General features: G+C 46.3%; 26 protein-coding genes. 5 read left to right on the top strand and 21 right to left on the bottom strand.

Features of this window, described 5'->3' with window-relative positions; all coding sequences use genetic code 11:
- Positions 1-343 precede the first annotated feature (343 nt).
- The 6 genes from MBEAL2_RS23495 to MBEAL2_RS23470 all read right to left on the bottom strand — a co-directional run bounded on the left by MBEAL2_RS23495 (position 344) and on the right by MBEAL2_RS23470 (position 5357).
- Positions 344-1213, bottom strand: coding sequence for an alpha/beta fold hydrolase (locus MBEAL2_RS23495; protein ID WP_047154666.1), 870 nt, complete (start codon positions 1211-1213; stop codon positions 344-346).
- Positions 1214-1415: 202 nt separating this feature from the next.
- Positions 1416-1625, bottom strand: coding sequence for a hypothetical protein (locus MBEAL2_RS23490; protein ID WP_047154665.1), 210 nt, complete (start codon positions 1623-1625; stop codon positions 1416-1418).
- Positions 1626-1745: 120 nt separating this feature from the next.
- Positions 1746-2591, bottom strand: coding sequence for a cell wall hydrolase (locus MBEAL2_RS29670; protein WP_052947950.1), 846 nt, complete (start codon positions 2589-2591; stop codon positions 1746-1748).
- Positions 2592-2660: 69 nt separating this feature from the next.
- Positions 2661-3437 (bottom strand): DUF4931 domain-containing protein, encoded by a 777-nt coding sequence (locus tag MBEAL2_RS23480; protein ID WP_047154664.1) that lies wholly within the window; start codon positions 3435-3437, stop codon positions 2661-2663.
- Between the two features lie 48 nt (positions 3438-3485).
- The gene (locus tag MBEAL2_RS23475) at positions 3486-4262 is read right to left on the bottom strand and encodes an SGNH/GDSL hydrolase family protein (protein ID WP_047154663.1); all 777 of its coding nucleotides are present in this window, start codon (positions 4260-4262) and stop codon (positions 3486-3488) included.
- 39 nt (positions 4263-4301) lie between these two features.
- The gene (locus MBEAL2_RS23470; RefSeq protein ID WP_052947949.1) at positions 4302-5357 is read right to left on the bottom strand and encodes a DNA polymerase Y family protein; all 1056 of its coding nucleotides are present in this window, start codon (positions 5355-5357) and stop codon (positions 4302-4304) included.
- Positions 5358-5509: 152 nt separating this feature from the next.
- Between MBEAL2_RS23470 and MBEAL2_RS23465 the strand changes: the two genes are divergently transcribed.
- The gene (locus MBEAL2_RS23465) at positions 5510-6106 is read left to right on the top strand and encodes a DedA family protein (RefSeq protein ID WP_047154662.1); all 597 of its coding nucleotides are present in this window, start codon (positions 5510-5512) and stop codon (positions 6104-6106) included.
- A gap of 128 nt (positions 6107-6234) precedes the next feature.
- Here the strand turns inward: MBEAL2_RS23465 and MBEAL2_RS23460 are convergent, their stop codons facing one another.
- Positions 6235-6597 carry a cytochrome-c oxidase gene (locus tag MBEAL2_RS23460; RefSeq protein ID WP_047154661.1) on the bottom strand — a complete coding sequence of 121 codons (363 nt, stop codon included), beginning with the start codon at positions 6595-6597 and terminating at the stop codon, positions 6235-6237.
- Positions 6598-6738: 141 nt separating this feature from the next.
- Positions 6739-7461: an SIMPL domain-containing protein gene (locus MBEAL2_RS23455; protein ID WP_236692991.1), complete on the bottom strand. Its 723-nt coding sequence runs from the start codon at positions 7459-7461 to the stop codon at positions 6739-6741.
- Between the two features lie 158 nt (positions 7462-7619).
- Between MBEAL2_RS23455 and MBEAL2_RS23450 the strand changes: the two genes are divergently transcribed.
- Positions 7620-8165: a 5' nucleotidase, NT5C type gene (locus MBEAL2_RS23450; RefSeq protein WP_047154659.1), complete on the top strand. Its 546-nt coding sequence runs from the start codon at positions 7620-7622 to the stop codon at positions 8163-8165.
- Positions 8166-8239: 74 nt separating this feature from the next.
- Positions 8240-8413, top strand: coding sequence for a hypothetical protein (locus MBEAL2_RS23445; protein ID WP_236692990.1), 174 nt, complete (start codon positions 8240-8242; stop codon positions 8411-8413).
- Between the two features lie 121 nt (positions 8414-8534).
- Here the strand turns inward: MBEAL2_RS23445 and flgM are convergent, their stop codons facing one another.
- The 9 genes from flgM to MBEAL2_RS23400 form a co-directional block, all read right to left on the bottom strand.
- Positions 8535-8792, bottom strand: a complete 258-nt coding sequence (flgM, locus tag MBEAL2_RS23440; RefSeq protein WP_047154657.1) for a flagellar biosynthesis anti-sigma factor FlgM — start codon at positions 8790-8792, stop codon at positions 8535-8537.
- A 75-nt stretch (positions 8793-8867) separates the two neighbouring features.
- Positions 8868-9680, bottom strand: a complete 813-nt coding sequence (locus MBEAL2_RS29665) for a metal-dependent hydrolase (RefSeq protein WP_269082513.1) — start codon at positions 9678-9680, stop codon at positions 8868-8870.
- A 1064-nt stretch (positions 9681-10744) separates the two neighbouring features.
- Positions 10745-11155, bottom strand: a complete 411-nt coding sequence (locus tag MBEAL2_RS33200) for a hypothetical protein (RefSeq protein WP_236692989.1) — start codon at positions 11153-11155, stop codon at positions 10745-10747.
- Between the two features lie 174 nt (positions 11156-11329).
- Positions 11330-12262 (bottom strand): ribose ABC transporter substrate-binding protein RbsB, encoded by a 933-nt coding sequence (gene rbsB / locus MBEAL2_RS23425; RefSeq protein ID WP_047154656.1) that lies wholly within the window; start codon positions 12260-12262, stop codon positions 11330-11332.
- Between the two features lie 46 nt (positions 12263-12308).
- The gene (locus MBEAL2_RS23420) at positions 12309-13250 is read right to left on the bottom strand and encodes an ABC transporter permease subunit (RefSeq protein ID WP_047154655.1); all 942 of its coding nucleotides are present in this window, start codon (positions 13248-13250) and stop codon (positions 12309-12311) included.
- 2 nt (positions 13251-13252) lie between these two features.
- Positions 13253-14743, bottom strand: coding sequence for a sugar ABC transporter ATP-binding protein (locus tag MBEAL2_RS23415; protein WP_047154654.1), 1491 nt, complete (start codon positions 14741-14743; stop codon positions 13253-13255).
- 18 nt (positions 14744-14761) lie between these two features.
- On the bottom strand, positions 14762-15157 hold the full coding sequence (gene rbsD, locus MBEAL2_RS23410) for a D-ribose pyranase (protein WP_047154653.1): 396 nt from the start codon (positions 15155-15157) through the stop codon (positions 14762-14764).
- Complete coding sequence (rbsK, locus tag MBEAL2_RS23405) at positions 15154-16077, bottom strand: ribokinase (protein ID WP_047154652.1); 924 nt, start codon at positions 16075-16077, stop codon at positions 15154-15156. The genes rbsD and rbsK overlap by 4 nt, the downstream gene beginning before the upstream one ends.
- Before the next feature lie 3 nt (positions 16078-16080).
- Entirely contained in the window at positions 16081-17064 is a 984-nt protein-coding gene (locus MBEAL2_RS23400; protein WP_047154651.1) for a LacI family DNA-binding transcriptional regulator, read from the bottom strand.
- A 222-nt stretch (positions 17065-17286) separates the two neighbouring features.
- Here MBEAL2_RS23400 and MBEAL2_RS23395 point away from each other — a divergent pair, with 222 nt between their 5' ends.
- Positions 17287-17475: a hypothetical protein gene (locus tag MBEAL2_RS23395; RefSeq protein ID WP_047154650.1), complete on the top strand. Its 189-nt coding sequence runs from the start codon at positions 17287-17289 to the stop codon at positions 17473-17475.
- Positions 17476-17698: 223 nt separating this feature from the next.
- Here MBEAL2_RS23395 and rarD read toward each other — a convergent pair whose 3' ends face one another.
- Positions 17699-18652: an EamA family transporter RarD gene (gene rarD, locus MBEAL2_RS23390; protein ID WP_082130127.1), complete on the bottom strand. Its 954-nt coding sequence runs from the start codon at positions 18650-18652 to the stop codon at positions 17699-17701.
- A 141-nt stretch (positions 18653-18793) separates the two neighbouring features.
- Here rarD and MBEAL2_RS23385 point away from each other — a divergent pair, with 141 nt between their 5' ends.
- Positions 18794-19132, top strand: coding sequence for an ankyrin repeat domain-containing protein (locus MBEAL2_RS23385; protein ID WP_052947947.1), 339 nt, complete (start codon positions 18794-18796; stop codon positions 19130-19132).
- A 59-nt stretch (positions 19133-19191) separates the two neighbouring features.
- Here the strand turns inward: MBEAL2_RS23385 and MBEAL2_RS23380 are convergent, their stop codons facing one another.
- Genes MBEAL2_RS23380 through MBEAL2_RS32500 form a run of 3 tightly spaced genes read right to left on the bottom strand, consistent with a single transcriptional unit; the run spans position 19192 to position 20228 of the window.
- A complete protein-coding gene (locus tag MBEAL2_RS23380; protein WP_047154649.1) occupies positions 19192-19656 on the bottom strand; it encodes a CD3072 family TudS-related putative desulfidase in 465 nt (154 codons plus the stop codon).
- Complete coding sequence (locus MBEAL2_RS32505; protein WP_201780847.1) at positions 19646-19912, bottom strand: hypothetical protein; 267 nt, start codon at positions 19910-19912, stop codon at positions 19646-19648. Before MBEAL2_RS32505 ends, MBEAL2_RS23380 begins: the two co-directional genes overlap by 11 nt.
- A 34-nt stretch (positions 19913-19946) precedes the next feature.
- Positions 19947-20228 carry an ECF transporter S component family protein gene (locus MBEAL2_RS32500; protein WP_201780846.1) on the bottom strand — a complete coding sequence of 94 codons (282 nt, stop codon included), beginning with the start codon at positions 20226-20228 and terminating at the stop codon, positions 19947-19949.
- Positions 20229-20353: the final 125 nt, after the last annotated feature.

The following is a 20353-nucleotide window of genomic DNA, read 5'->3' as shown; positions in this document are numbered from 1 at the left end:
CTGTTGCCGGATAAAAATATAACTCGCACACATTCGAAGTTTCACTGTTCAGTTTTCAAGGAACTGTTGTTTCAGCGTCATCCGCTCGTTCAAGCGGCGACTTAACTATCTTATCAAATCACCAGGCAGATTGCAAGTACTTATTTTTCCCAGCATTTCTTTCTTTCATACAAAGTATTTTTTCTCTGCTTGGCGACAGAAATAAATTATAACATAAAACCAAGAATGTATCAACATTTATTTTTTAATTACATTCTGTCAAAACTTTTATCTCTTAAAGCGACAAGTAATAATGTACCATAGACATAAGAAACGTTCCACAGGTAAAATCATCCTATTAGTCCTAATCTGATAAACCCAGCAAGAAATGAAGAATATAGCCGTTAACCTCTCGCCATTTCTCTTCATGAACAAAATGCCCGCCGTCCGGTATTGTTATTAAAACCGAATTTTTTATTTCTTCGTGCAGTCGCTTGGTGTCCGTGAGAGGAATGATCCGATCCTGCTCCCCTCCAATAATTAGCGTCTGGTGTCTAATCTTGCTGTAATTTGCTTTTTCAAAACCAAAATCGAACTGTCTGAACAATGCCATATAAGCGTCTTCCGTTCCTAACAAGAATACAGGGCATAAACAATCCCGGACTTCTTCATCGGATATGGCTTCCTGATTATAATACGCCTGCCTTACAATCGGGAAAAGTATCTCATCTTGCAAAAATTTTTTCCTTATATATTGCCGTACAAAAGGAAAATACATCAGATAGGCAAGAATACGTAAGGAGGAAGCAAGATTGTCCCGGTACCCGGAACTGGAAATGAGCACAAGCTTCTTTAACCGCTCCGGATACTGCAACGCCAAACGAAGGCCAATTTCTCCTCCCATAGAGCTCCCTGCATAATCAACGCTGTTCAGCCCCATCGTATCCAGAAAACGGGCAACCATCTTTGCATGGGATGAGAGAGAGTAGTTTCCCTTTTGCGGCTTTTCCGAAAGCCCAAAGCCTTTTAAGTCCAAGGCATATACCTTAAAATGCCGGGCCAGCTCATCTATATTGTACCTCCATGTATATGAATAAGCGCCCAAACCGTGGACAAGGAGCAAAGGGGGGCCTTCCCCTTTCACTATGTAATGAAGGCGGACTCCGTCAACTTCAATAAATTCACCTATGGTTATTCCCGGCCGTAACATACTGCGTTCTATTTTGTGGCGCATAGCAGCTACCTCCTCTACAAACATCGGTTTTCTTGCCACGTTTCATTATTATAATCTCCGTTTTTGGTTTACCACGGAATCAGCAAAGAAACCATTCTAAAATATGCTCAAGAGGGGGCAAATGACCTCTCTGTCAAAGCCAGCCTCCCGCGCCGTAGACAGAGAGGTTTTCTTTATGCGGGCCGCAATCGGCTCCCTTTCCTCATTGCCAGTATAAAAATGTATACTCTTCCCCCTCTTCTTTCTGCTCCTCCGCTATTTCACTCATATACCTGTTTTCCCCTGGTGAGAAGCTTTCCGTAATTCGAGGGTCCTGCTCCTGCAAATCGGTGTTCTCGCCGGGGGAAAAAGTAGCTTCCTGAAGTGTAGGCACTGCCTCCCGCTTCTTTTTTTCCACTCGCACTCTGGGCATTTTTCTCTCCTCCTTTCCTACTCGTAGGTTTCCCCGTACGGTAGGGTTCATACTGACCCACCCACTCATACATACATACGAAAAAACCCGGACAGTAAGCCTGTCCGGGTATAGCATACATTATTTTGCAAACACATGCTGGCCGATCGTAACCGTTACTTCATGGTCACGGACCCACTGGTTCGCGGTTTTCACGGGATTGTAGAAAATAATCGCATTGCGGCTCGGATCCTGCCCGCCCAACGCTTCTCTTACAGCCGCCTTCGTATCTTCCGAAGGGGTTACGCTGTAAATCCGCTTATCCTGAACAGGTGAGTACTGGTAATAATCCGTCCCCTTCAGATGGTAAACCTGGAAAATGACGCCCTTGATTGTTTTTGGCCAATCCGGACTCTTTACCCTGTTAAGCACAGAAGCAGCTACGGCGACTTTACCTGCATGCGGCTGATCGCCCGATTCCGCTTCGGTCAATTGATACAACCAGTACACATTATCATCGTTTTGCGCAATGCCTGCACTTTTTGGTGCGGTCTGAATCGTACAAATTGAGGCTGATTCATCCCAGGACACTTTTGCTCCAAGCTTCTCCGCCACATAGCGAAGTGAAACGTATGTACCATCGGCGCGATCTGTTGTCACCACGGAAAAATAATCACGCTGCCACTTTCCTGATTGGGGTGTGTAATAATCTGCATAATTTTTCCCTGACGGCACGGCGATCAACAATCCATCTTTACTGAAAGTAACTGCTTGATATTTCTCGCTCCAATTCACAACAGCTCCCATGTTCCTAAAAAACAAAGCAGGTACAAGCACACTCTGCTGTTGTCTTATGGTCTGTGTCTGAACAGCTTTCCCGTCAACGCTTACTGTAGTGGCAGCGCTCGAATAAGCAAGCACCATCCCCGGTATTGCCATCAAGACAAGCAGAATAGATAATAATACTACTGCAGTTCTTTTTTTCATTATTTCCCCTCCCTTACCTAGATTGTAATGGAGAGGGTATATTTTTATCTATTATGAATATGCACCAGTTCAGGTTATATTTGTAAAATAAATAGACTGGACGCGCTGTACAACATCTTCCAGGTTGTTTGGAACCTGCACAATGGAATACCCCATAAGATACGGGGATCCCGGAGCCCGCAGGACGATTTTTGCCATCACTTTTCCTGCAAGGCGGTAGAAGAAAATATTATAGCTCTGAAACCTTTTGTTCATATGATTTAAGATGAAATGAATGGCAACCTGTATGTAATCCGCCATAGAATCGATTGCGCCCATGTCGGAAAGCACGATATTGAACTCCGTAAACGCTGCCCGAGGATACTTTGATAAGTTAAATTCAACACCCGGCTGCCGGTGGATGGTGTATCCCTCAAAATCCTGCTCTGTCACATGCTCCCGGTAGTCAACGTCGTTTAGCCCGACGATTTGCATATGAGCATGTTGAATTGAGCCTCCGGAGTGAACCCCGTGGTTTTTAAAAAGGATAACCGAGCGGTATTTCCTGCTCTTCTCAATTTCTTCCCACTGGCCGATAGCAAACCGCAGCAACGCATGCAAATGCTCTTTGCCGTACGTTGACAAATCTTCGTCACACGCATCGGTTTCAATTAATACCATCTGATATGCATGATCTAAAGTTTGAAATTTATTTTCAATTAATAGGAAAGGGTCCTCCTGACGTATCACGACCCCTTCCCGGAAGATGGTTTCCCTGTCACAGAACGGGCATGCTGAATCTCCTCCCCCGTTCGTCATTGGTTTTCCTCTTGCAATATTTGTTCGAAAGGTCATGTATGTTTTCATGTCAGCATCCTCGTATTCGTTCATGATTTGTTTACGGTACTTTTTATTTTACCCATTTCGCTGTTTGTGGAAAATTTCCTGCTGCATTGCCTTCCAGGCTTCGCCCGCCATGACTTTATACCCTTCCGGTCCGGGATGAATGTCCTCAGGATTCGGGATATATACATCCGCATGCCTGCGGATTGAGGCTGCTGTCGGCACAAAGGTTATTTTTTTATCCTGCGCCGTTTTTTGAAGAATGCCGTTCAGGGTTCCAATCAACGGCTCTATCTGCGCCTGTGCCTCTTTAACTATATGAGGGAACGGCTGGTAGTAGCCGATAAGGTATACTTTTGCCTGCGGATTTAACGTATGAAGCGTGTCCAGGATTTTCCCGGTATTTACTTGTATCGTTTGTAAAGCAGCAAGCACTTTAAATAAATCAGGTACCGCTTTCTGTTCCTGTATACTAAAATTAATATTGCGCAAAATATCATTCGCACCCACATCAAGTGTAATGACCTGGGACTGGGCAACTGCAGCCTTGATTCCATTCTTATTTGAAAGAAGATCATTCAAAACATCGGACGTTGTGTACCCGGAGACGGCGTACTTTTTATTAAAGGAACCAAGCAGGCCTGCTTTTTGAAGGTCTGCCGCTATATAATCCGCATAGCCTTTGTCCCACTGGCGGTAAGGAGTTTGTCCGGCAGCGAGAGAATCGCCGAGCGCCAGATAATTTATTTTTTTGCCTTTAGCTAGATACGCAGGGGAGATAAGGGCAATAAGAAGTATAAAAAACAGGCACCATACGGCTGTTTTTTTCTTGATGAATAAAGTACGCACCGGTTGTTTACCTTCTTTCTTTGTTAGTATTAAGTAGTATTAAAAAGAAAACTTTAACTGCTCAAACTCTAACTCTACCAGGTTGTTGAGCCGGACCCCAAGCAGGCGGACCGGACGCTCGGAAAAATACTCCGAATATAAATACATAGCAATCCGGTACATCTCTTCCGCATCGTCAGTCGCTTCTTCCAGGCTGATACTCCGGGATAATGTCTGGCGGTAATCAAACTTCACTTCGATCGACACGGTTTTTGCTTTCTTCTCCTTCTTCCGTAACGTTGCCGCGAGTCTCTCACAGAACTCCTGCACTGTTTGTTTAATTAGCGTCGTTTCTGTTACATCAAATGGAAACGTACGGGATGCGCCAATGCTCTTCTCCCCTTTTTTTCGTTCCGGATTGACGCGGGAGTAATACATACCATTAGCAGCAAGATGCAAATATTCCCCTTTCTTGCCATATAAAGCTTTTAATTGCCCGTCAGGCACAGCAGCCAGCTGGCCGATCGTATGAATGCCTCTTGCTTTGAGCCTCGCTGCTGTCTTTTCTCCGCACCCATGAAGCTTCGATACGGCCTGCGGCCAGAAATAAGACTGGAACTGCCTGGTTCCCATCTGAACGAATCCCCTGGGTTTTTTTACGTCCGCACACATTTTGGCAATCACCTTATTCGGGCCTGCCCCGATGCTGCACGGGATAAGCAGTTCGTGCTCCAGCTTTCGCTGGATGTAGGCAGCCACTTCTTTAGGCGGATGCCCTTTCTCTACGAGGCTGGTTATATCAAGATAGGCCTCATCAACAGAAGCAACTTCGCATGGCGCAATCCGGGATAGAAAACGCATGATCGTTTCCGAATAACGGCGGTACATGATGTGGTTTGGAGGAACGAAAATAGCATCAGGGCAGCTTTTTTTCGCTTCATAATATCTCATTGTTGTATAGACGCCCTTTGCTTTTGCTTCGTAACTGGCCGCCACTACGATCCCTCTGCGTTTCGCGGGGTCTCCGGCTACGATGACCGGCTTTCCCCGCAGCGCTGGATCCTGGCTTTGGTGTACAGAAGCAAAGAAGGAATTCATATCACATAGTAGAATCATCGCTTTCACCCTGCTATACTGCTAGAATAGTAGTTTTAGTTTACCTATCTTATTCTAACATGGCAATCGCGATCCCAGCGTTTTTTCCCTGGTGAAACATTTAGCCGCTGTGTACCGTTTAAATGATGGACAAATCTTTATGGGGGTATGGAATGAACGTTGATACGCTTGTCTCTTTAGTTAATCAGTATGGCTATGCAGCTCTTTTCTTCTGTTTATGGCTCGGCATCGTTGGGATGCCGATTCCTGATGAAGTGGTGGTGATGACCGGCGGTTTTGTTGTGTCCGCCGGCCTTCTGGATCCCGTTCCAGCCTTTCTCCTCACGTACCTTGGAGTCGTATCCGGCCTGTCGCTCGGATATTTTCTTGGCCGCTGGATGGGACCGCCTGTGTTAAAAAAGCTGCATAAAAAGAAAAACATAGAGAAATATCTGAATAAGTCGTATGGCCTTATTAACCGATTTGGATCCTATTCGTTATGCATCAGTTATTTCTTTCCGATTGTCCGGCATCTGGTGCCTTATCTTGTAGGGATCGGCAAGGTGTCGTTCAGCCGCTATGCCTGCTTCTCCTATTCAACCGGATTTATCTGGACGCTCTGCTATTTTACGATAGGGCGCCTGTTCGGCAAGCATATCGAAAAGATCGGGGCGGCAGTGCACGATTATGGACTCTGGGCGCTTGGGGTCTTCGTAATAGCAGGCGGATTGTTTTGGCTTGCAAACCAGATCCGGAGCAGGGTTGTTTAAAAAAAGGGGGACACGGTTTCCCGTGTCCCAAAGTTTATATTATAAAGGGGGTCAATTACTTATCTTTATTGTACCCCCCTTATGTTTCGAGAATGTTACAGCGATATGAAAAAAGTATTACCATTTCCTTACGACACATTTTTGAATACATTGACCGTAAAAAGAAGAACGCCAACAATAGTGACAATCGCTCCGATGGCAATGACCGCTTCGAAGGCAGGGTTTCCCAGTGTTAAACCCAAAAGGCCGATCATCATAACCGGCAGCCCGACATTATGAAGCCAGAAGTGCAGTGTTCCAAGACGGTGCTGCGCAGCAGCAGGAAACAGATGATAAATAAGGCCTGCAATCGCCAGCGAGGCCCAGCCCAGGAGTGCCAGGTGCGCATGGATTCCTTTGAATTCGAAATGCTGTGTCATCGACATGTACATTCCGAAGAGAACGGCGATAAGAAAGTAGACGGCAGCAATTTTGATTAATCGAACGCCCATCCTCTATTCCTCCCTTCCTTTAAAATCACTTTCACTAATCTCTATGACAAAATTTCATCAAATAGTCGAATCTTTTTGGCATACAGTAAAAGGAACCGGCCACAAAAAATGCCAGGGAATTATTCTCCCTGGCTCGTAATTTTAATACGAATACGTTACCGTCACGTAGTTTTCAATTTTCATCGTCCCAATGTGTACTTCAGTATCGCCCGCAGCTGGTTTGGCTGCTTCTTGTTTTGTCGAACTGGCGTCCATATAAATTGGGCGCGGCGCCGCTCCGTTTTCGTTCATCTGAATAATCTCTTTTATTTTGACACCTGCCCGCTTCGCCATCCGGTCAGCTTTTACCCTTGCATTATCGATGGCCTTATCGAGTGCCTCTTCCTGGTACTGGTCTATTTTTTCTACGCTAAACTGCACGCCTTCGATTCGGTTAGCCCCGGCTGCCGTCACTTTATCAAGCAACGTACCCACTTTATCCATTTTATAGTACGTAATCTGGATAATTTGCTCCACCTGGTAGCCTTTCATCTGCTGTTTTTCTTTTTCCCACACGTAATTCGGATTGATGGCAAAACGAACCGTTTTTATGTTTTCTTTTGGAATTCCGAGCTCTTTTAATGCTTTGTTGATGTTTACAAACTGTTTTGAATTTGTATCCTGGGCTTCTTTCGCCGTACTGCCTATTGTCTGCACACCAAGCTGGATATAGGCAACATCCGGCACGGCCTCAATTTCACCTTTCCCCGTCACTGTAATCGTATGGGCTAAATTCTCCGCAGCGTACGTTTGTGTATTGCCTATGAACAACATCCCGCTAAGAAGCAGCAAACAGAGCAGCCACTTTCCCCATTTTACCTGCATCACTCAAACCATCCCCTTTTCCTGTTTCATTCATACTTTATGACGTGCCCTTATTCTTCTTTGTTGCAGGGCAAATTAAAAACAGGCATCTTCTCTTCACGAGCAGAATTTTGCTGTATAATGAAAACAATTAGTAAATAGCAAGGAGCACGGTAGCAATGGAACAGCACAAAAAAGTTCTTCTTCTCGACATGGATGATGTTACAGTGGAACAAACACTGACCTGGGTGCAGCGTTTGTATGAAAAAACAGGTATTCTTTACGATCGGGAAGAGTGGAAAGAATGGGATTTAGCGAACATTTTATCACCGGAAGTTACGAAGATGATTTTCGAAGAAATTAACAGAGAGCCGAAGTTCTTCTATAATCTCCCCGCAAAGGAAGGCGCCATTGAGGGCATCGAAAAGCTAAGCCGTTTTTATGACGTCGTATTCGTATCTGCCGGGGAATATTATTCCTATGAAGATAAATACCATTGGATTGAGAAGCACCTTCCGTTCCTGCCCCGCCCGAATCTTATCCTCACCCATCGCAAAGATTTAGTCATCGGCGATGTGCTCGTAGACGATGGGCCTCATAATATCCTGACCTCACCGGCCAAAACGAAAATTATTTTCGATAAACCGTGGAATAGAGCCTTAAAGGGGTTTCCCCGCGTGGCTCACTGGTTCGAGCTGGTGGACAGGCTTCTTCCTTCCACCTAATTTTATGGCCCGCCTGCATGACTAGGCGCTACAGCAACGGGAATAATAAAGGAAAAAGAGAGGGAGGGAACCTGATGAACCTTATCATGTGGATTGTATTGATTTTTCTTGCCCACGCTGCTTTATATTTGTTCCTCGGAACACCGCACTGGCTCGCCACTACACTGCTGGCAACGGCCGTCTGGGCAGCCGTGCTTGTCTTATTTCGCACCTTTTTCGGACAAAGAAAAAAAGAAGGAGCCAATTGACATCCTCCCCCACCTACATTTCATTTAGAGGTGGGGGATGAATCGCTATGAATGATAAAAAATAAAGGAAGACACCGGATTCGGCTGCCTTCCTTTGTTTGTATGATTCACGTTAAGAACGCTATATCACATCAAGCATCTTTTTTGCGATGAGCGTTGCGTCCACTTTATATGTTCCGTTCTGTACCTGCTCTTTAAGCTCGGCAATCCGCTTCTTGCGCTCTATTTCCGCTTCTTTCACTCGCTGCATATCCTGTGCAGCTGTCGATATCTCAAGCTGATCCCGGCTGCTCTTCTTTGTCTTTATATCTTCTTGTATGTTCTGCGGCCGTTTATAAGGATTCATAGAAGATATCGGATTTGTGTAGTTAATTTTCATGCAGATCACCTTTCCGTATATTCGCTATGTTTCTTTACCCTAACTTCCTTCAAACGAAACGAGAAAAATCAAAAGTTACAAAAAAAGTTTTATCACTGACTGAGGGATATGGAAGATGTCGAGGCACAATAGAAAAACAAAAACACCGCTCAGAGTAACAACCGCCATTTCTTTCCGGCTGTCTTTCTTTGTCCGGATTAAAGGCACCTTAAAATGAAGCGGAAACGGGTATAAATACCGCACCCCTGAAACGGTTAATGTGTCTGCCAGTAAATGAGACAAATAACCGGCAACGCCTGCAAGAAACAGTCCGTGTACATGAAGCGCTTTTTCCGCTCCGTACCAGACAAACCCCCACGCCGCAACCGCCCAAATTGTATGCGAATACGTACGATGGGCAAAATGGGGAACGATCGAGATAAAAGCCCCAAGCACGAGAATCCATGTAGAAGTGGAATGGAGCACTTCATATGGAATGTGGCGGAGTGCAAATACGCCCTCACCTAATTGCTGGAACACGCCCGCACCCATAATTAACACGCCGATAAGCGTAACCATCCATTTCCGTGATGCATTATCCTGGAGAATAAAGCCGACCCCAAGAAACAGCAAACCAATGAAGGCCGTCAGAAATTGCATGTTATGGCTGTGGCGGAAGTAGCTTAGAAGGATGAGCGCAACACCGGTATATCCGGAAACAAGGCGAATGAGCCTCAGCGGCCTGTCTGTAAGCTTTCTCGTTAGAATACCGTCGGAATCCAAATCCGGTATAACGGCCGATACAGCTGCCAGCGCTGTTAGTTCCAGTCCGGTAAACATGTCCACACCCGCCAGTTTGGCTGCTGCAACTCCACTCATAATCCCCAGTGCCAAATGGCTTCTCCCCATCATTAGCTTATCACACCTCTCAACCATGAAACAAATGTACGTATTTTCTCTCCCAATTATACCTGTTTAAAGGTTCATTGTATAACCATGAAGAAAAACAAGCCCATGAAAAAGCTGGCGTTTACAGTAAAAAAATGCCTTAAGTTTGCTGGCTGTTGACTATCCGTTACATACTACCATCCCCCGGAACCACCGTATGGCTGGCCTGCGTGATGAGCAACGACGAGCATAGTAAGCATGATTTTGAGATTGTCTAGAAAATGGTATCGATTTTTACTTGTCGTTTTCAGTGACAGTACCCCCCTAGATAAAAAGCATATAGCATAATTGGAATATTTAACCAACTGCCTCTCTGGTTATAAAATAGTTTTATACATTTGGTCAACAGGAAGAACAAGGGAAGATTGTCGGGAACATTACAGTGAGCGAAGAGAGCCCATTACGGCTGATACTCGAATCAGCGAATACAAAGATAAGGTAATCAAGAGTTTCGAGCTTAGAGTGGGAAATGTGATAAAAAGTTGGTGCTACCCCCTAATTACTTCTAAGAGGGCTTATTTCCTATAATTATTCTAACTAAACAGCCTTAGTCCGATAGAAGTTCGGACTAAGGCTGTTTAGTTATTTGTATTTGTTACTTAATTTGATTCATCTTTTCTTTTCTTTTTGTTTTGCTTAATTAAATCTACTAAAACAATCAAAGCCAGTATAAAAACCGAATGTATTAAAGGTTTAACATAGCTGGATTCATCGTAGATAAAGTAAGCTACTATGAAGTTGAGTATGAAAGTAATAAAGTACCCCAACATTTAATCATCTCATCCCATCTCAGAAATAGGGTTCTACTATAGTAGATTTTCTTTCATCTATTACAAGGTTACCTCCAGTATAATTTGAATTTTTTGTAACTCTTATTTCTTTTCTAATTTGATAGTCTCCTATGAAAGTACCGTTCATATCAAATTTTCCAGGACCTAGTTCTCTGTAGTAGTATTTAATAGCGAAATATAAGTTTTCTACACTAGTGTTTATGAAATAATAGGCCCCGAATCCACCAGCAGCGGCTATAGAAATTTTATATGGATCTGGTAATCCACCAGATTTTGCCCACTCAATAACGGCTGCTGACAAAGCGGTTTTTGTTGCTGCTTGAAATTTTTTGAAGTATAAATGTCATACGTACTCATGTGTACATAGGCAGTTGGATAAGAAGTAGCAGCTATAGCCATATTGTTGATTTGCGACTGTGAGCTAAGCAACTTATTGACCTCAGCTATAGATTTAGGTGATGTATCGTTTAACTTTACATTACCATCTACCATCTGAAAGTCAATATTGTTTTTCTTTAAGATATTGATAATTCTTTCATTGGGTACAGATGGGGCTTTTTCATTGACTTTAGCGGCGGCAGCAACAGGGACACTAAAAACTACCAGAAGACAAATGGAAAGCAATAGAGCATACAACCTTTTCATTCCCAATCCCTCCAATTATAAGTTTGTATTACATCTTCTATTATAAATTGGGGAGTATACCTTTGATTTAAAAAGAGTCACAAGTTTGCACTCACTACGCCCCCTTATCCGATGACAAAAAAACAGCCTCATCTCCGGGATAAGCCAGAGATAGGCTGCCTTCTTCGCCACTTCTTATTTTTTTGTAATAAGCTCTAATTCAACTGGAATCGACTTCTCAACCTTTTCCCCGGCTGCTGCCTTCTTCGCTGCTTCTACAGCGTACTTCCCGATTAATTCAGGCTTTTGTGCCACCGTCGCGTTCATTTTTCCGTCGTTTACCGCTTTCACTGCATCATCTGTTGCGTCAAAGCCGACCACGACAACGTCCTTCAAACCAGCGGCTTCGATTGCTTTTAGAGCACCGAGTGCCATCTCATCATTGTGGGCGAACACTGCCTTAATATCTTTATTTCCCTGCAGAATGTTCTCCATTACGCTGAGGCCCTTCGCACGGTCAAAATCTGCCGGCTGTTTCGCCACGACTTTAATTCCGCTTTCTTTATCCATCACGCTGTGGAAGCCCTCTCCGCGTTCACGGGCTGCAGAGGAACCTGGAATTCCTTCAAGCTCAACAACATTGCCTGTCTTTCCAATCTTTTGCAGGATATATTCACCGGCCATCTTCCCGCCGGCTTTATTGTCAGAAGCGACATGGGAAACAACCTCGCCGCCGTCCGCGCTGCGGTCAACGGTAATGACTGGAATGTGCGCGTTGTTTGCGGATTTAACAGCAGCCGTAATGGCTGAAGAATCGGTCGGGTTTACAAGAATGACATCTACCTTTTGCTGAATCAAGTCTTCAATCCCTGAGATTTGCTTGGCTGGGTCGTCCTGCGCATCAACGGTAACGAGCTTGATGTTGTTTTCTTTTGCCGCTTTCTCTGCTCCGTCTTTCAATGTGACGAAGAACGGATTGCTCTGGGTTGAAACAGCAAGGCCGACTGTGATTCCTTCTTTCTTCGCCGTCGTAGCGGCTTCTTTACTGCCTGGCGCCTGTGTTGTACACCCGGCCAATAAAGATATACCGAGTAAACCGATTCCTAATCCTTTAGCTAACTTTTTCATTTTCATGCATCCCCTTTATCGTAAATAATGTAATAAAAACCTCTTGTTAATTGGCTTTCTTACGGTCCAGGAGAACCGCAAGCAGGATAACTGTCCCTTTTACAACCTGTTGGTAGAAGGACGACACTTCAAGCAAATTGAGTCCATTGTTCAGTACACCGATAATCATCGAGCCAATGAGCGTACCGAAAATCCACCCTCTCCCGCCGGAAAGGCTTGTCCCTCCGAGTACAACCGCCGCAATGGCGTCAAGCTCGTACCCGACTCCCGCATTCGCCTGGGCCGAGTTTAAGCGTGAGGTAAGAATAATTCCCGCCATCGCGGATAGGAAGCCGGTAATCGAGTAAATCACTATTTTTACGCGGTCCACTTTAATTCCGGACAGAACGGTTGCCTCTTCATTTCCGCCAATGGCGTAAACCTGGCGGCCGAACGTTGTTTTTCTCAGGACAAAATAGAGAAGAATAAAGAATACCAGCATCCAGATAACCGGAACCGGAATTCCAAATAGGTAACCGGCACCCATGAGCGTAAATAAATTACTATCAAATCCGGTAATCGGACGGCCATCTGTATACACAAGAGCAAGCCCCCGGAAAATCGTCATCGTAGCCAGCGTGGCGATAAAAGGGGCTACCTTTCCTTTGGAAACCAGTACGCCATTAATCGCTCCCATAAACGCTCCCGCCGCTAATCCGAGCGCGATGGCAGCCACCGGACTCGTGCCGTCTGCCATAAACCCAGCTGTCAGAGCGCCTGACAGCGCGAGAATCGAACCAACCGATAAGTCGATGCCTCCGGTCAAAATAACAAAGGTCATCCCAAACGCAATGAGTGCATTAATCGAAACCTGGCGCAAAACATTTAAGATGTTATTTAATGTCAGGAAATCTGAACTCATTATCGCGAGAATCATCGTGATAATGAGCAATCCGATAAACGGTCCAAGCTTCTGCACATTAAGTGAAAATGATTTTTTTTGAGCCATGTTTATTTCCCTCCTGTAGCCGCATGCATAATCGATTCCTGGGTCGCCTGCGCCTTGTCCATAATCGCAGCGATTTTCCCCTCATGCATGACGATAATCCGGTCACTCATTCCAAGAATTTCGGGCAGTTCGGAGGAAATCATGAGAATCGTTACACCATCCGCGGTCAGCTGGTTCATAATTGTATAAATTTCCTTCTTTGCGCCGATATCTACTCCGCGCGTCGGTTCGTCAAGGATAAGCACTTTTGGTTTAATCCCGAGCCATTTGCCGATAACGACCTTCTGCTGATTTCCGCCGCTTAGCGATTTTACGGTCTGTCCGGCGTCTTTTGCTTTCACGTTCAACCTCTGCATCATTTCTGATGAAAGGCGGTTTTCCGATGCTGCAGACATAATCCCCCGCCTTGAAACCGAACCAAGGTTGGCCAGTGACATGTTTTCCCGCACAGATAGCCCGAGAATAAGGCCCTGGCTCTTCCGGTCTTCCGTAACGAATCCGATCCCGGCGCGGATTGCGTCCGACGGATTATGGATCGTCATTTCTTTTCCATCAAGCAGGACGGTCCCGCTTTTTTTTCGGTCTGCCCCAAATAACAGGCGGGCGATTTCCGTTCTCCCCGAGCCCATGAGCCCTGCAATCCCGACAATTTCTCCCCGTCTCGCAGTGAAGCTGATACCTGACAGCACCTTCCCCTCGGTCACGTTTTCAACGCGCAGTCTCTCTTCCCCGATGGCCGTTATCCGTTCCGGAAAACGTTCCCCGATTTCACGGCCAACCATCATGCGGACAATTCGCTCCAAATTCGTATCCTTAATGACTTCCGTGCCGATAAACGAGCCGTCCCGCAAAACTGAAATCCGGTCACACAGGGCGAAAATCTCCTCCATCCGGTGCGAAATATAAACAATGCCGACACCCTGTGCCCGAAGCCCGCGAATGACCGTAAACAAGGCTTCAATTTCCTTGTCGGTAAGCGCGGCGGTCGGCTCATCCATAATGAGAACCTCTGCGTTTATCGAAAGCGCGCGGGCAATCTCCACCATCTGCTGCTGCCCGATGGACAGTGTTCCGGCTTCTGTATCCGGATCAATCGCAACACCGAGCCGCTCCAGGTATTCTCTCGTTTTTTTCTTCATTTCCCGCGTGCGGAGGATGCCGGTCTTCCCGTAGCACAAATCGCGCCCGAGGAACATATTTTCCGCAACGGTTAGCTGGGGAATGATATTCAATTCCTGGTGGATGACCGCAATGCCCATCTGTTCCGCTTCCTTCGGGTTCGAAAACCGCACTTCCTTGCCGCGGACAGCAATCGAGCCGCCGTCGCTTGTGTAGATTCCCGTCAAAATCTTCATGAGTGTGGATTTACCTGCACCATTCTCGCCCATTAAAGCGTGGATTTCTCCTTCCTGCAATGAGAAAGAGACATTTTTTAGCACCGCTACGTTTGAGAACGATTTGCTTATGTCTTTCATTTCAATAAGGTTCGTCATACCGGAACCTCCCTTTACTTAAAAAATGACGCCGGACTGGAGAATGATGTTGGCGTAGGGTGTGTCTTCCCCTGTTCGAATGACCGCTTTCGCATTGCTTGTCAGCCGCTTGAATTGTTCGTGCGACACATAGGTCATACCGGCATCCGGCATGAGCTGCACAATTTGCTGCTCCACTTCCGGATTGTTCTGTTTAATTTCCTCGGCCAGTACGGCTGCCTCCACTTGCATTTCCTCTAACACAATTTCGAGCGTTTCCATGAAGGAAGGCGTTCCTCTCTTCAAAGCCAGATCGATCCTTTTTACGCTGTCGGGGATAGGAAGCCCACAATCACCAATCACGATCGTATCCGTGTGCCCAAGCCTGGAAATAACAGATGTAATCTCGCTGTTCAATGTTCCTTGTTTTTTCATATGCTTCTCTCCATTTGCTGTATAAAATTGTCTACCTGATCTTTTGTCGGCATGCCGCTCTGTGCGCCAAACCTTGTCACGGAGAGAGCGCTTGCAGCTACTGCATACTTCGTCGCTTCTTCCAGGCTTTTTCCTTCTGCCAGCATAACGGCCAGCGCACCGTTGAACGTATCGCCGGCCCCTGTTGTATCCATGACCTCAACCTTTCTTCCCGGCTCGTGGCCAACAGAGCCATCAGGAAGCACATAGTAGGCTCCTTCGCTTCCTTTGGTCATGACGACTTTTCCAGGGTATCGCTGCATAAGCGAGCAGTAATCTTCGGCCTGTTCCCCTTCCGCCCCTGCCATAATGGCAAGTTCGTGTTCGTTTGGCGTTATGAACGATACCTTATCCAGCAGGTTTTCCGGTAAGCGAACGGCCGGAGCCGGATTCAGAACGACCGGGACGCCGTGCTTATGGGCAATATTGGCGGCGGCTTCCACCGTTTCAAGCGGGATTTCTAACTGGAGAAGGACGATATCGGAATGCTGGATGATCGTCTCAAGTGCGGCAACTTTCTTTACCGTTAATTCATGGTTTGCGCCGGGTACAACCACAATGGAATTATCTCCGTCCTGCACCGTTATGGAAGCAATCCCGGTTGCCGTATGTGTAACCGGTTCCACATAATCCATTAAAATATGCTCGGTCAGCAGGTAGTGTACAAGCTCTCTTCCGAATCCGTCGTCCCCTACACAGCCAACCATCGTCACTTCCGCCCCAAGCCTGGCGCACGCCACTGCCTGATTGGCTCCCTTGCCACCGGGAAAGGTTGAGAAATTTCTCCCCAGTACCGTTTCTCCTATCGCGGGAACCCTGGGCGTTTCGGTTACCAGGTCCATATTAATGCTTCCTATTACCGTAACTTTACTTTTTTTCATCTGCTACACCTTCCTTGTCGTTCCGCCTTCGACCAATTGAACCTCCAGCTGATGATAAATCGTCTCCAGAGGCTGGTTTTCAATAAGCTTAATTAGCATCCGGGCGGCAATGGCTCCCATGTCGTAGATTGGCTGCGCGATCGTGGTTAGCTCTGGATAGGTTATCCTTCCCATCGCAATCCCATCGAAGCCGATAATCGAGAGAGCGTCCGGTACGGATCGATTTAAGAACCGAGCGGCCTTTAGCGCGCCGATTGCCATTAAATCGTTCCCGGCAACAATGCCGTCAAGGTCCGGATTTTCGCGCAATAAGCGGACAGTTGCCTCAAATGCCCGGTTTGTTTCATAGTTCCCGTCCACAATTAGGCTGCTGTCAAACCAATCCGCTTGCCGGACGAGGTCGAGGTATCCTTCACACCGTTCATTCGCATTCATTACTGTTTTCGGCCCTCTGATATGCCCAATTTTTTTGCAGCCGCACTCCAGCAGGTATTCAGTCGCCATTCGGGCGCCTTTCCTGTTCTGTGAAACAACCGTCGGAATCGTCGGTTCAATCCCCCGGTCAACTACCACAACGGGCACGTCCAGATTTTTTACGTCATAGAGCGGAAGGCCGTTCGACGCCAAAATAAACCCATCGATATATTTTTGTTTTAAAACCTCAACATACTGCTTTTCTTTGCCGGGTTCTTCGTCGGAGTTGCACAGGATTATCGTATAGCCGTAGAGCTGCATGACGTCTTCCACGGCTCTTGCGAGTTCCGGGAAAAACGGGTTTGTAATGTCCGGTACGATAAGACCGATTGTACTCGTCTTTTTATTTGATAGGCTTCTGGCTACAAAGTTAGGCGTATAATTTAGTTCCTTAATCGCCAACAGCACTTTTTTCTCGGTTTCTGTATGGACGTAGCCGTTTCGGTTGAGCACCCGTGATACGGTTGCAATGGAAACACCCGCCAGCTTTGAAACATCGCGAATGGTAGCCATTTCATTACTTCCTTCCGATATGTGTAATCGGTTACACATTCCTTAAAAAAATATAAAAGCGAGACAATAAGTAACCGGTTACACATATAGTACTCTTCCCGCTTCTTTTCTGTCAATACAATTTTTTATCTCTACAATAAACAAAGTATTCTGTCTGCAGTCGCTTCTCTAAGGAAGGTTTTTCCTGCCGCCTGTCGAATAGGAGGATAAGGAGGTGAGTTCGTGGCTACATACATTGTGAATGCAATCTCGAAAGAAGTTCATATTAGCACGAATACGACAGCCCATTGTTACATCTCTTCCATCAAAGACAACCACCGAATCGATACCGACATGGATTATGCCAAAGTGTACCCAAGCCGATTTAACGGCTGCCCGTACTGTTACAAAGAAGCAGCAGTAAAAGCTTAAATCCATGCGAAAAAGGAAGGCATACATGCGCCTTCCTCCTTTTATTTGCTCTTATATTGTTATTCAGCCCTCGCGTAAACACGCACTTCTCCAAACCGGACCACCTGGTATTCCAGCATTTTTCTCATCGTTTCCGGGTTTGTATGAATCCTGTCATGGTGTTTCTTGCATACCGTAACGAGATTCCTTACATCATGAAGGCCATTTTTAAGATTAAAATCCGTTATTTGGTTAATTCTCTATATTGCCCAGGCTTCTTCGGCGATTTTGCCTGCAGACCGTGCATGAACTTCGTATAGGAGAGTGAATACAGCAGCAGCCCGCACCAGATAAACCCGAAACTTACTGCGTGTGTTGCTGTGAATGCCTCTTTAAAGATAAAGACACCGAGCGTCAATGTGATAGTCGGGGAGACATACTGAATAAATCCCATTGTCGATAGCGGAACCCGTTTAGCCCCCTCCGCAAACCAGAGAAGCGGCAGCGCGGTTGCGACACCGGAACCAATCATGAGGAGCATGGCGCCCAGAGAAGACTGGCCGAAGGCTCCTGTCCCGCTTGTTTCTAAGGAAGCGAGATAGAACAACGCCACAGGCATAACGAAAATCGTTTCCAGCGCGAGTCCTACCATTGCATCCACTTTCAGCATCTTTTTTGCAAGTCCGTAGAAGCCAAACGTCACGGCCAGCGACAGAGCAATCCATGGCATCTTGCCAAACTGGATAACCATAATGGCAACACCGATGGCCGCCAGCACGAGTGAAAATATTTGAACCCGGCTCAACCGTTCCTTTAGTACAATAAGGCCCAGTGCCACACTGAACAGCGGGTTAATGTAATACCCCATGCTCGTTTCAATAACGTGGTTATTATTTACGGCCCAGATGTAAATAAACCAGTTTGCGCTAATAAGCAGTGAGCAGGCAAGAATCGAGAGCCGGTTCGTTCTGCTCGCTGCCGCCTCCTTTAGTTGGCCCCAGCGCTTGTAAAAGAATAAAAGAATCGCAACAAAAATAAAAGACCAGAAAATTCGGTGGGCGAGGATTTGGCCGGATGGGACGTCTTTCAGAAGGTGCCAGTATAGAGGAAGCAGCCCCCACACTACATAGGTCACAAATACATACCATATCCCTGCTTTTCGGCTCGCGGCGCTCGTTATATCCGTTTCGTTACTCATCTTGTGTTTTCTTCCTTCCTCTCGTTCTCCATATTTTTGTCAAGATTTTTGTGCTTCTATATAGTGACAAACTATATTTATTAGGTTTCCCCTGCCCCGGTTCAAGCAAGCCCTGTCAGCAAGCAAACGTTAGGCCAATATTTGCTTATCGCAGCGGATAAAAACAACACGCAGGCGGTGAAAGAGCTGCTCGCTGCCGGAGCGGAACCGAACGGAAAGGACAGCTTTGGCCAAACTCCGCTCTTCTATGCCAGCGCGCACGGCAATAAAGAAGCGGTAACAATGCTGCTAAAAGCAAAAGCGAACCCTCATCTCAGTGACAAAGACGGGTTCACTCCTCTTATTATAGCAAGCGGGTACGGAAAAATAGAAGTAGTAAAACTCCTGCTCGCAGCAAAAGTGAATATAAACTGCAAAAACAAGGCAGGTGTGACCCCGCTTATGCTGGAAGCACACCGGAAAAAGCTCCAAAAATCATAAACTGAACGTTGTACGCCTTACAGCGAAAAAAGACTGCAGCCTGGCCAGGCCGCAGTCTTTTACTTCATTCTATGCTTATCCTGTTGAAAAACCGGATCCTCGACTGGCGGTAAATACCACCAATCTTCAAAGTGAATATGCCTTTCCTTAAGCAGCGTTTGGAATTCTTCCATGAACACACCCCTGCCTGGATCACAGGATGGGCTACGCCCGATTCCTACCGTTCCAACGAGTTCATAGCCATTCTCATCATACTCCTGAAGCTGGCGCACAACGGGCAGCAGAATCTCCCGGCAGTGCCGGCGGTATTCCACTGTATCGTATTCCTCATAGGTCATCGGCGGACGGTTGATTCCGAGATATGTAAACTCCGGACAGGGCAGCTGCACCATTCCGTATCCTTTTTCGATCGCCCAGGAAACGACGGACGGAATCGCTCCCATGGCGCGGGCTTCTTCTGCAATGACAGTGTTCTGATTCAGCAGGCAGTGGGACAGCACTACGATTTTTTTGCTACGATCCAATGCTTCTCTCTCCTAGTGCCGCTTCGTATTTCTTCTCAAAGAAAGCGAGCCGTATTATTACCATAATGAGCAGGCAGGTGCCGATTTTGTCCACAAAATTGGAAGCAATCCGTGACAGGAACGTGGATGTAAACATATCTGACCCTGTCGCTCTTAACCAGAGCACAAGCAAATCGGTGCCGCTCCCGTTTAATCCTCCATAAACCGCCACCGCAATCGGCGTGCCAATAAGCGGGGCGACAATCGAGAGAATCACCCCGGTGCCGGCCGCAACGTACCATTTCCGAAAATCATACTTTCTGGCGATAAAACCAACGATAAGACCAATGACAAGATTGACAATAAAAAAAGAAAATATCCTTCGGACTCGTGATCATTCCCTGAATGACATTCGTGAGTGTCCCCGCGGCCGCAGCCCACCACGGCCCGCAAAGAACCGCAACGAGAACGGTCCCGATCGTATCCAGAAACAAGAGTGGAATTTTTAGCACCTGAGCCAGCGTTCCACCAAGGATGTTAATTCCAATACCAAGCGCAGAAAAGACCATCATGGTTGTACGTGACATTCTCATTTATACCCCTCCTTTCTAGAAAATCCTTTTCACTGAACTCCATTATTATACGATTGATACGGAAGAAGGCACAAGCAAATGCTCGCCCATTATCATCCTATGTACGGTTCCCCTTCATTATCCAG

This window comes from Aneurinibacillus tyrosinisolvens (assembly GCF_001015055.1).
Classification (GTDB): Bacteria; Bacillota; Bacilli; order Aneurinibacillales; family Aneurinibacillaceae; genus Aneurinibacillus_A; species Aneurinibacillus_A tyrosinisolvens.
The sequence above is the reverse complement of the archived record's forward strand: the minus strand, read 5'-3'. Positions and strand labels throughout refer to the sequence as shown.

Bases quoted from the DNA above. Each gene is read 5' to 3' on its own strand.
- MBEAL2_RS23495 (WP_047154666.1), bottom strand. From the start codon at position 1,213: ATGCGCCACAAAATAGAACGCAGTATGTTACGGCCGGGAATAACCATA.
- MBEAL2_RS23490 (WP_047154665.1), bottom strand. From the start codon at position 1,625: ATGCCCAGAGTGCGAGTGGAAAAAAAGAAGCGGGAGGCAGTGCCTACA.
- MBEAL2_RS29670 (WP_052947950.1), bottom strand. From the start codon at position 2,591: ATGAAAAAAAGAACTGCAGTAGTATTATTATCTATTCTGCTTGTCTTG.
- MBEAL2_RS23480 (WP_047154664.1), bottom strand. From the start codon at position 3,437: ATGAAAACATACATGACCTTTCGAACAAATATTGCAAGAGGAAAACCA.
- MBEAL2_RS23470 (WP_052947949.1), bottom strand. From the start codon at position 5,357: ATGATTCTACTATGTGATATGAATTCCTTCTTTGCTTCTGTACACCAA.
- MBEAL2_RS23465 (WP_047154662.1), top strand. From the start codon at position 5,510: ATGAACGTTGATACGCTTGTCTCTTTAGTTAATCAGTATGGCTATGCA.
- MBEAL2_RS23460 (WP_047154661.1), bottom strand. From the start codon at position 6,597: ATGGGCGTTCGATTAATCAAAATTGCTGCCGTCTACTTTCTTATCGCC.
- MBEAL2_RS23455 (WP_236692991.1), bottom strand. From the start codon at position 7,461: ATGCAGGTAAAATGGGGAAAGTGGCTGCTCTGTTTGCTGCTTCTTAGC.
- MBEAL2_RS23450 (WP_047154659.1), top strand. From the start codon at position 7,620: ATGGAACAGCACAAAAAAGTTCTTCTTCTCGACATGGATGATGTTACA.
- MBEAL2_RS23445 (WP_236692990.1), top strand. From the start codon at position 8,240: ATGAACCTTATCATGTGGATTGTATTGATTTTTCTTGCCCACGCTGCT.
- flgM (WP_047154657.1), bottom strand. From the start codon at position 8,792: ATGAAAATTAACTACACAAATCCGATATCTTCTATGAATCCTTATAAA.
- MBEAL2_RS29665 (WP_269082513.1), bottom strand. From the start codon at position 9,680: ATGGGGAGAAGCCATTTGGCACTGGGGATTATGAGTGGAGTTGCAGCA.
- MBEAL2_RS33200 (WP_236692989.1), bottom strand. From the start codon at position 11,155: ATGAAAAGGTTGTATGCTCTATTGCTTTCCATTTGTCTTCTGGTAGTT.
- rbsB (WP_047154656.1), bottom strand. From the start codon at position 12,262: ATGAAAAAGTTAGCTAAAGGATTAGGAATCGGTTTACTCGGTATATCT.
- MBEAL2_RS23420 (WP_047154655.1), bottom strand. From the start codon at position 13,250: ATGGCTCAAAAAAAATCATTTTCACTTAATGTGCAGAAGCTTGGACCG.
- MBEAL2_RS23415 (WP_047154654.1), bottom strand. From the start codon at position 14,743: ATGACGAACCTTATTGAAATGAAAGACATAAGCAAATCGTTCTCAAAC.
- rbsD (WP_047154653.1), bottom strand. From the start codon at position 15,157: ATGAAAAAACAAGGAACATTGAACAGCGAGATTACATCTGTTATTTCC.
- rbsK (WP_047154652.1), bottom strand. From the start codon at position 16,077: ATGAAAAAAAGTAAAGTTACGGTAATAGGAAGCATTAATATGGACCTG.
- MBEAL2_RS23400 (WP_047154651.1), bottom strand. From the start codon at position 17,064: ATGGCTACCATTCGCGATGTTTCAAAGCTGGCGGGTGTTTCCATTGCA.
- rarD (WP_082130127.1), bottom strand. From the start codon at position 18,652: ATGAGTAACGAAACGGATATAACGAGCGCCGCGAGCCGAAAAGCAGGG.
- MBEAL2_RS32500 (WP_201780846.1), bottom strand. From the start codon at position 20,228: ATGAGAATGTCACGTACAACCATGATGGTCTTTTCTGCGCTTGGTATT.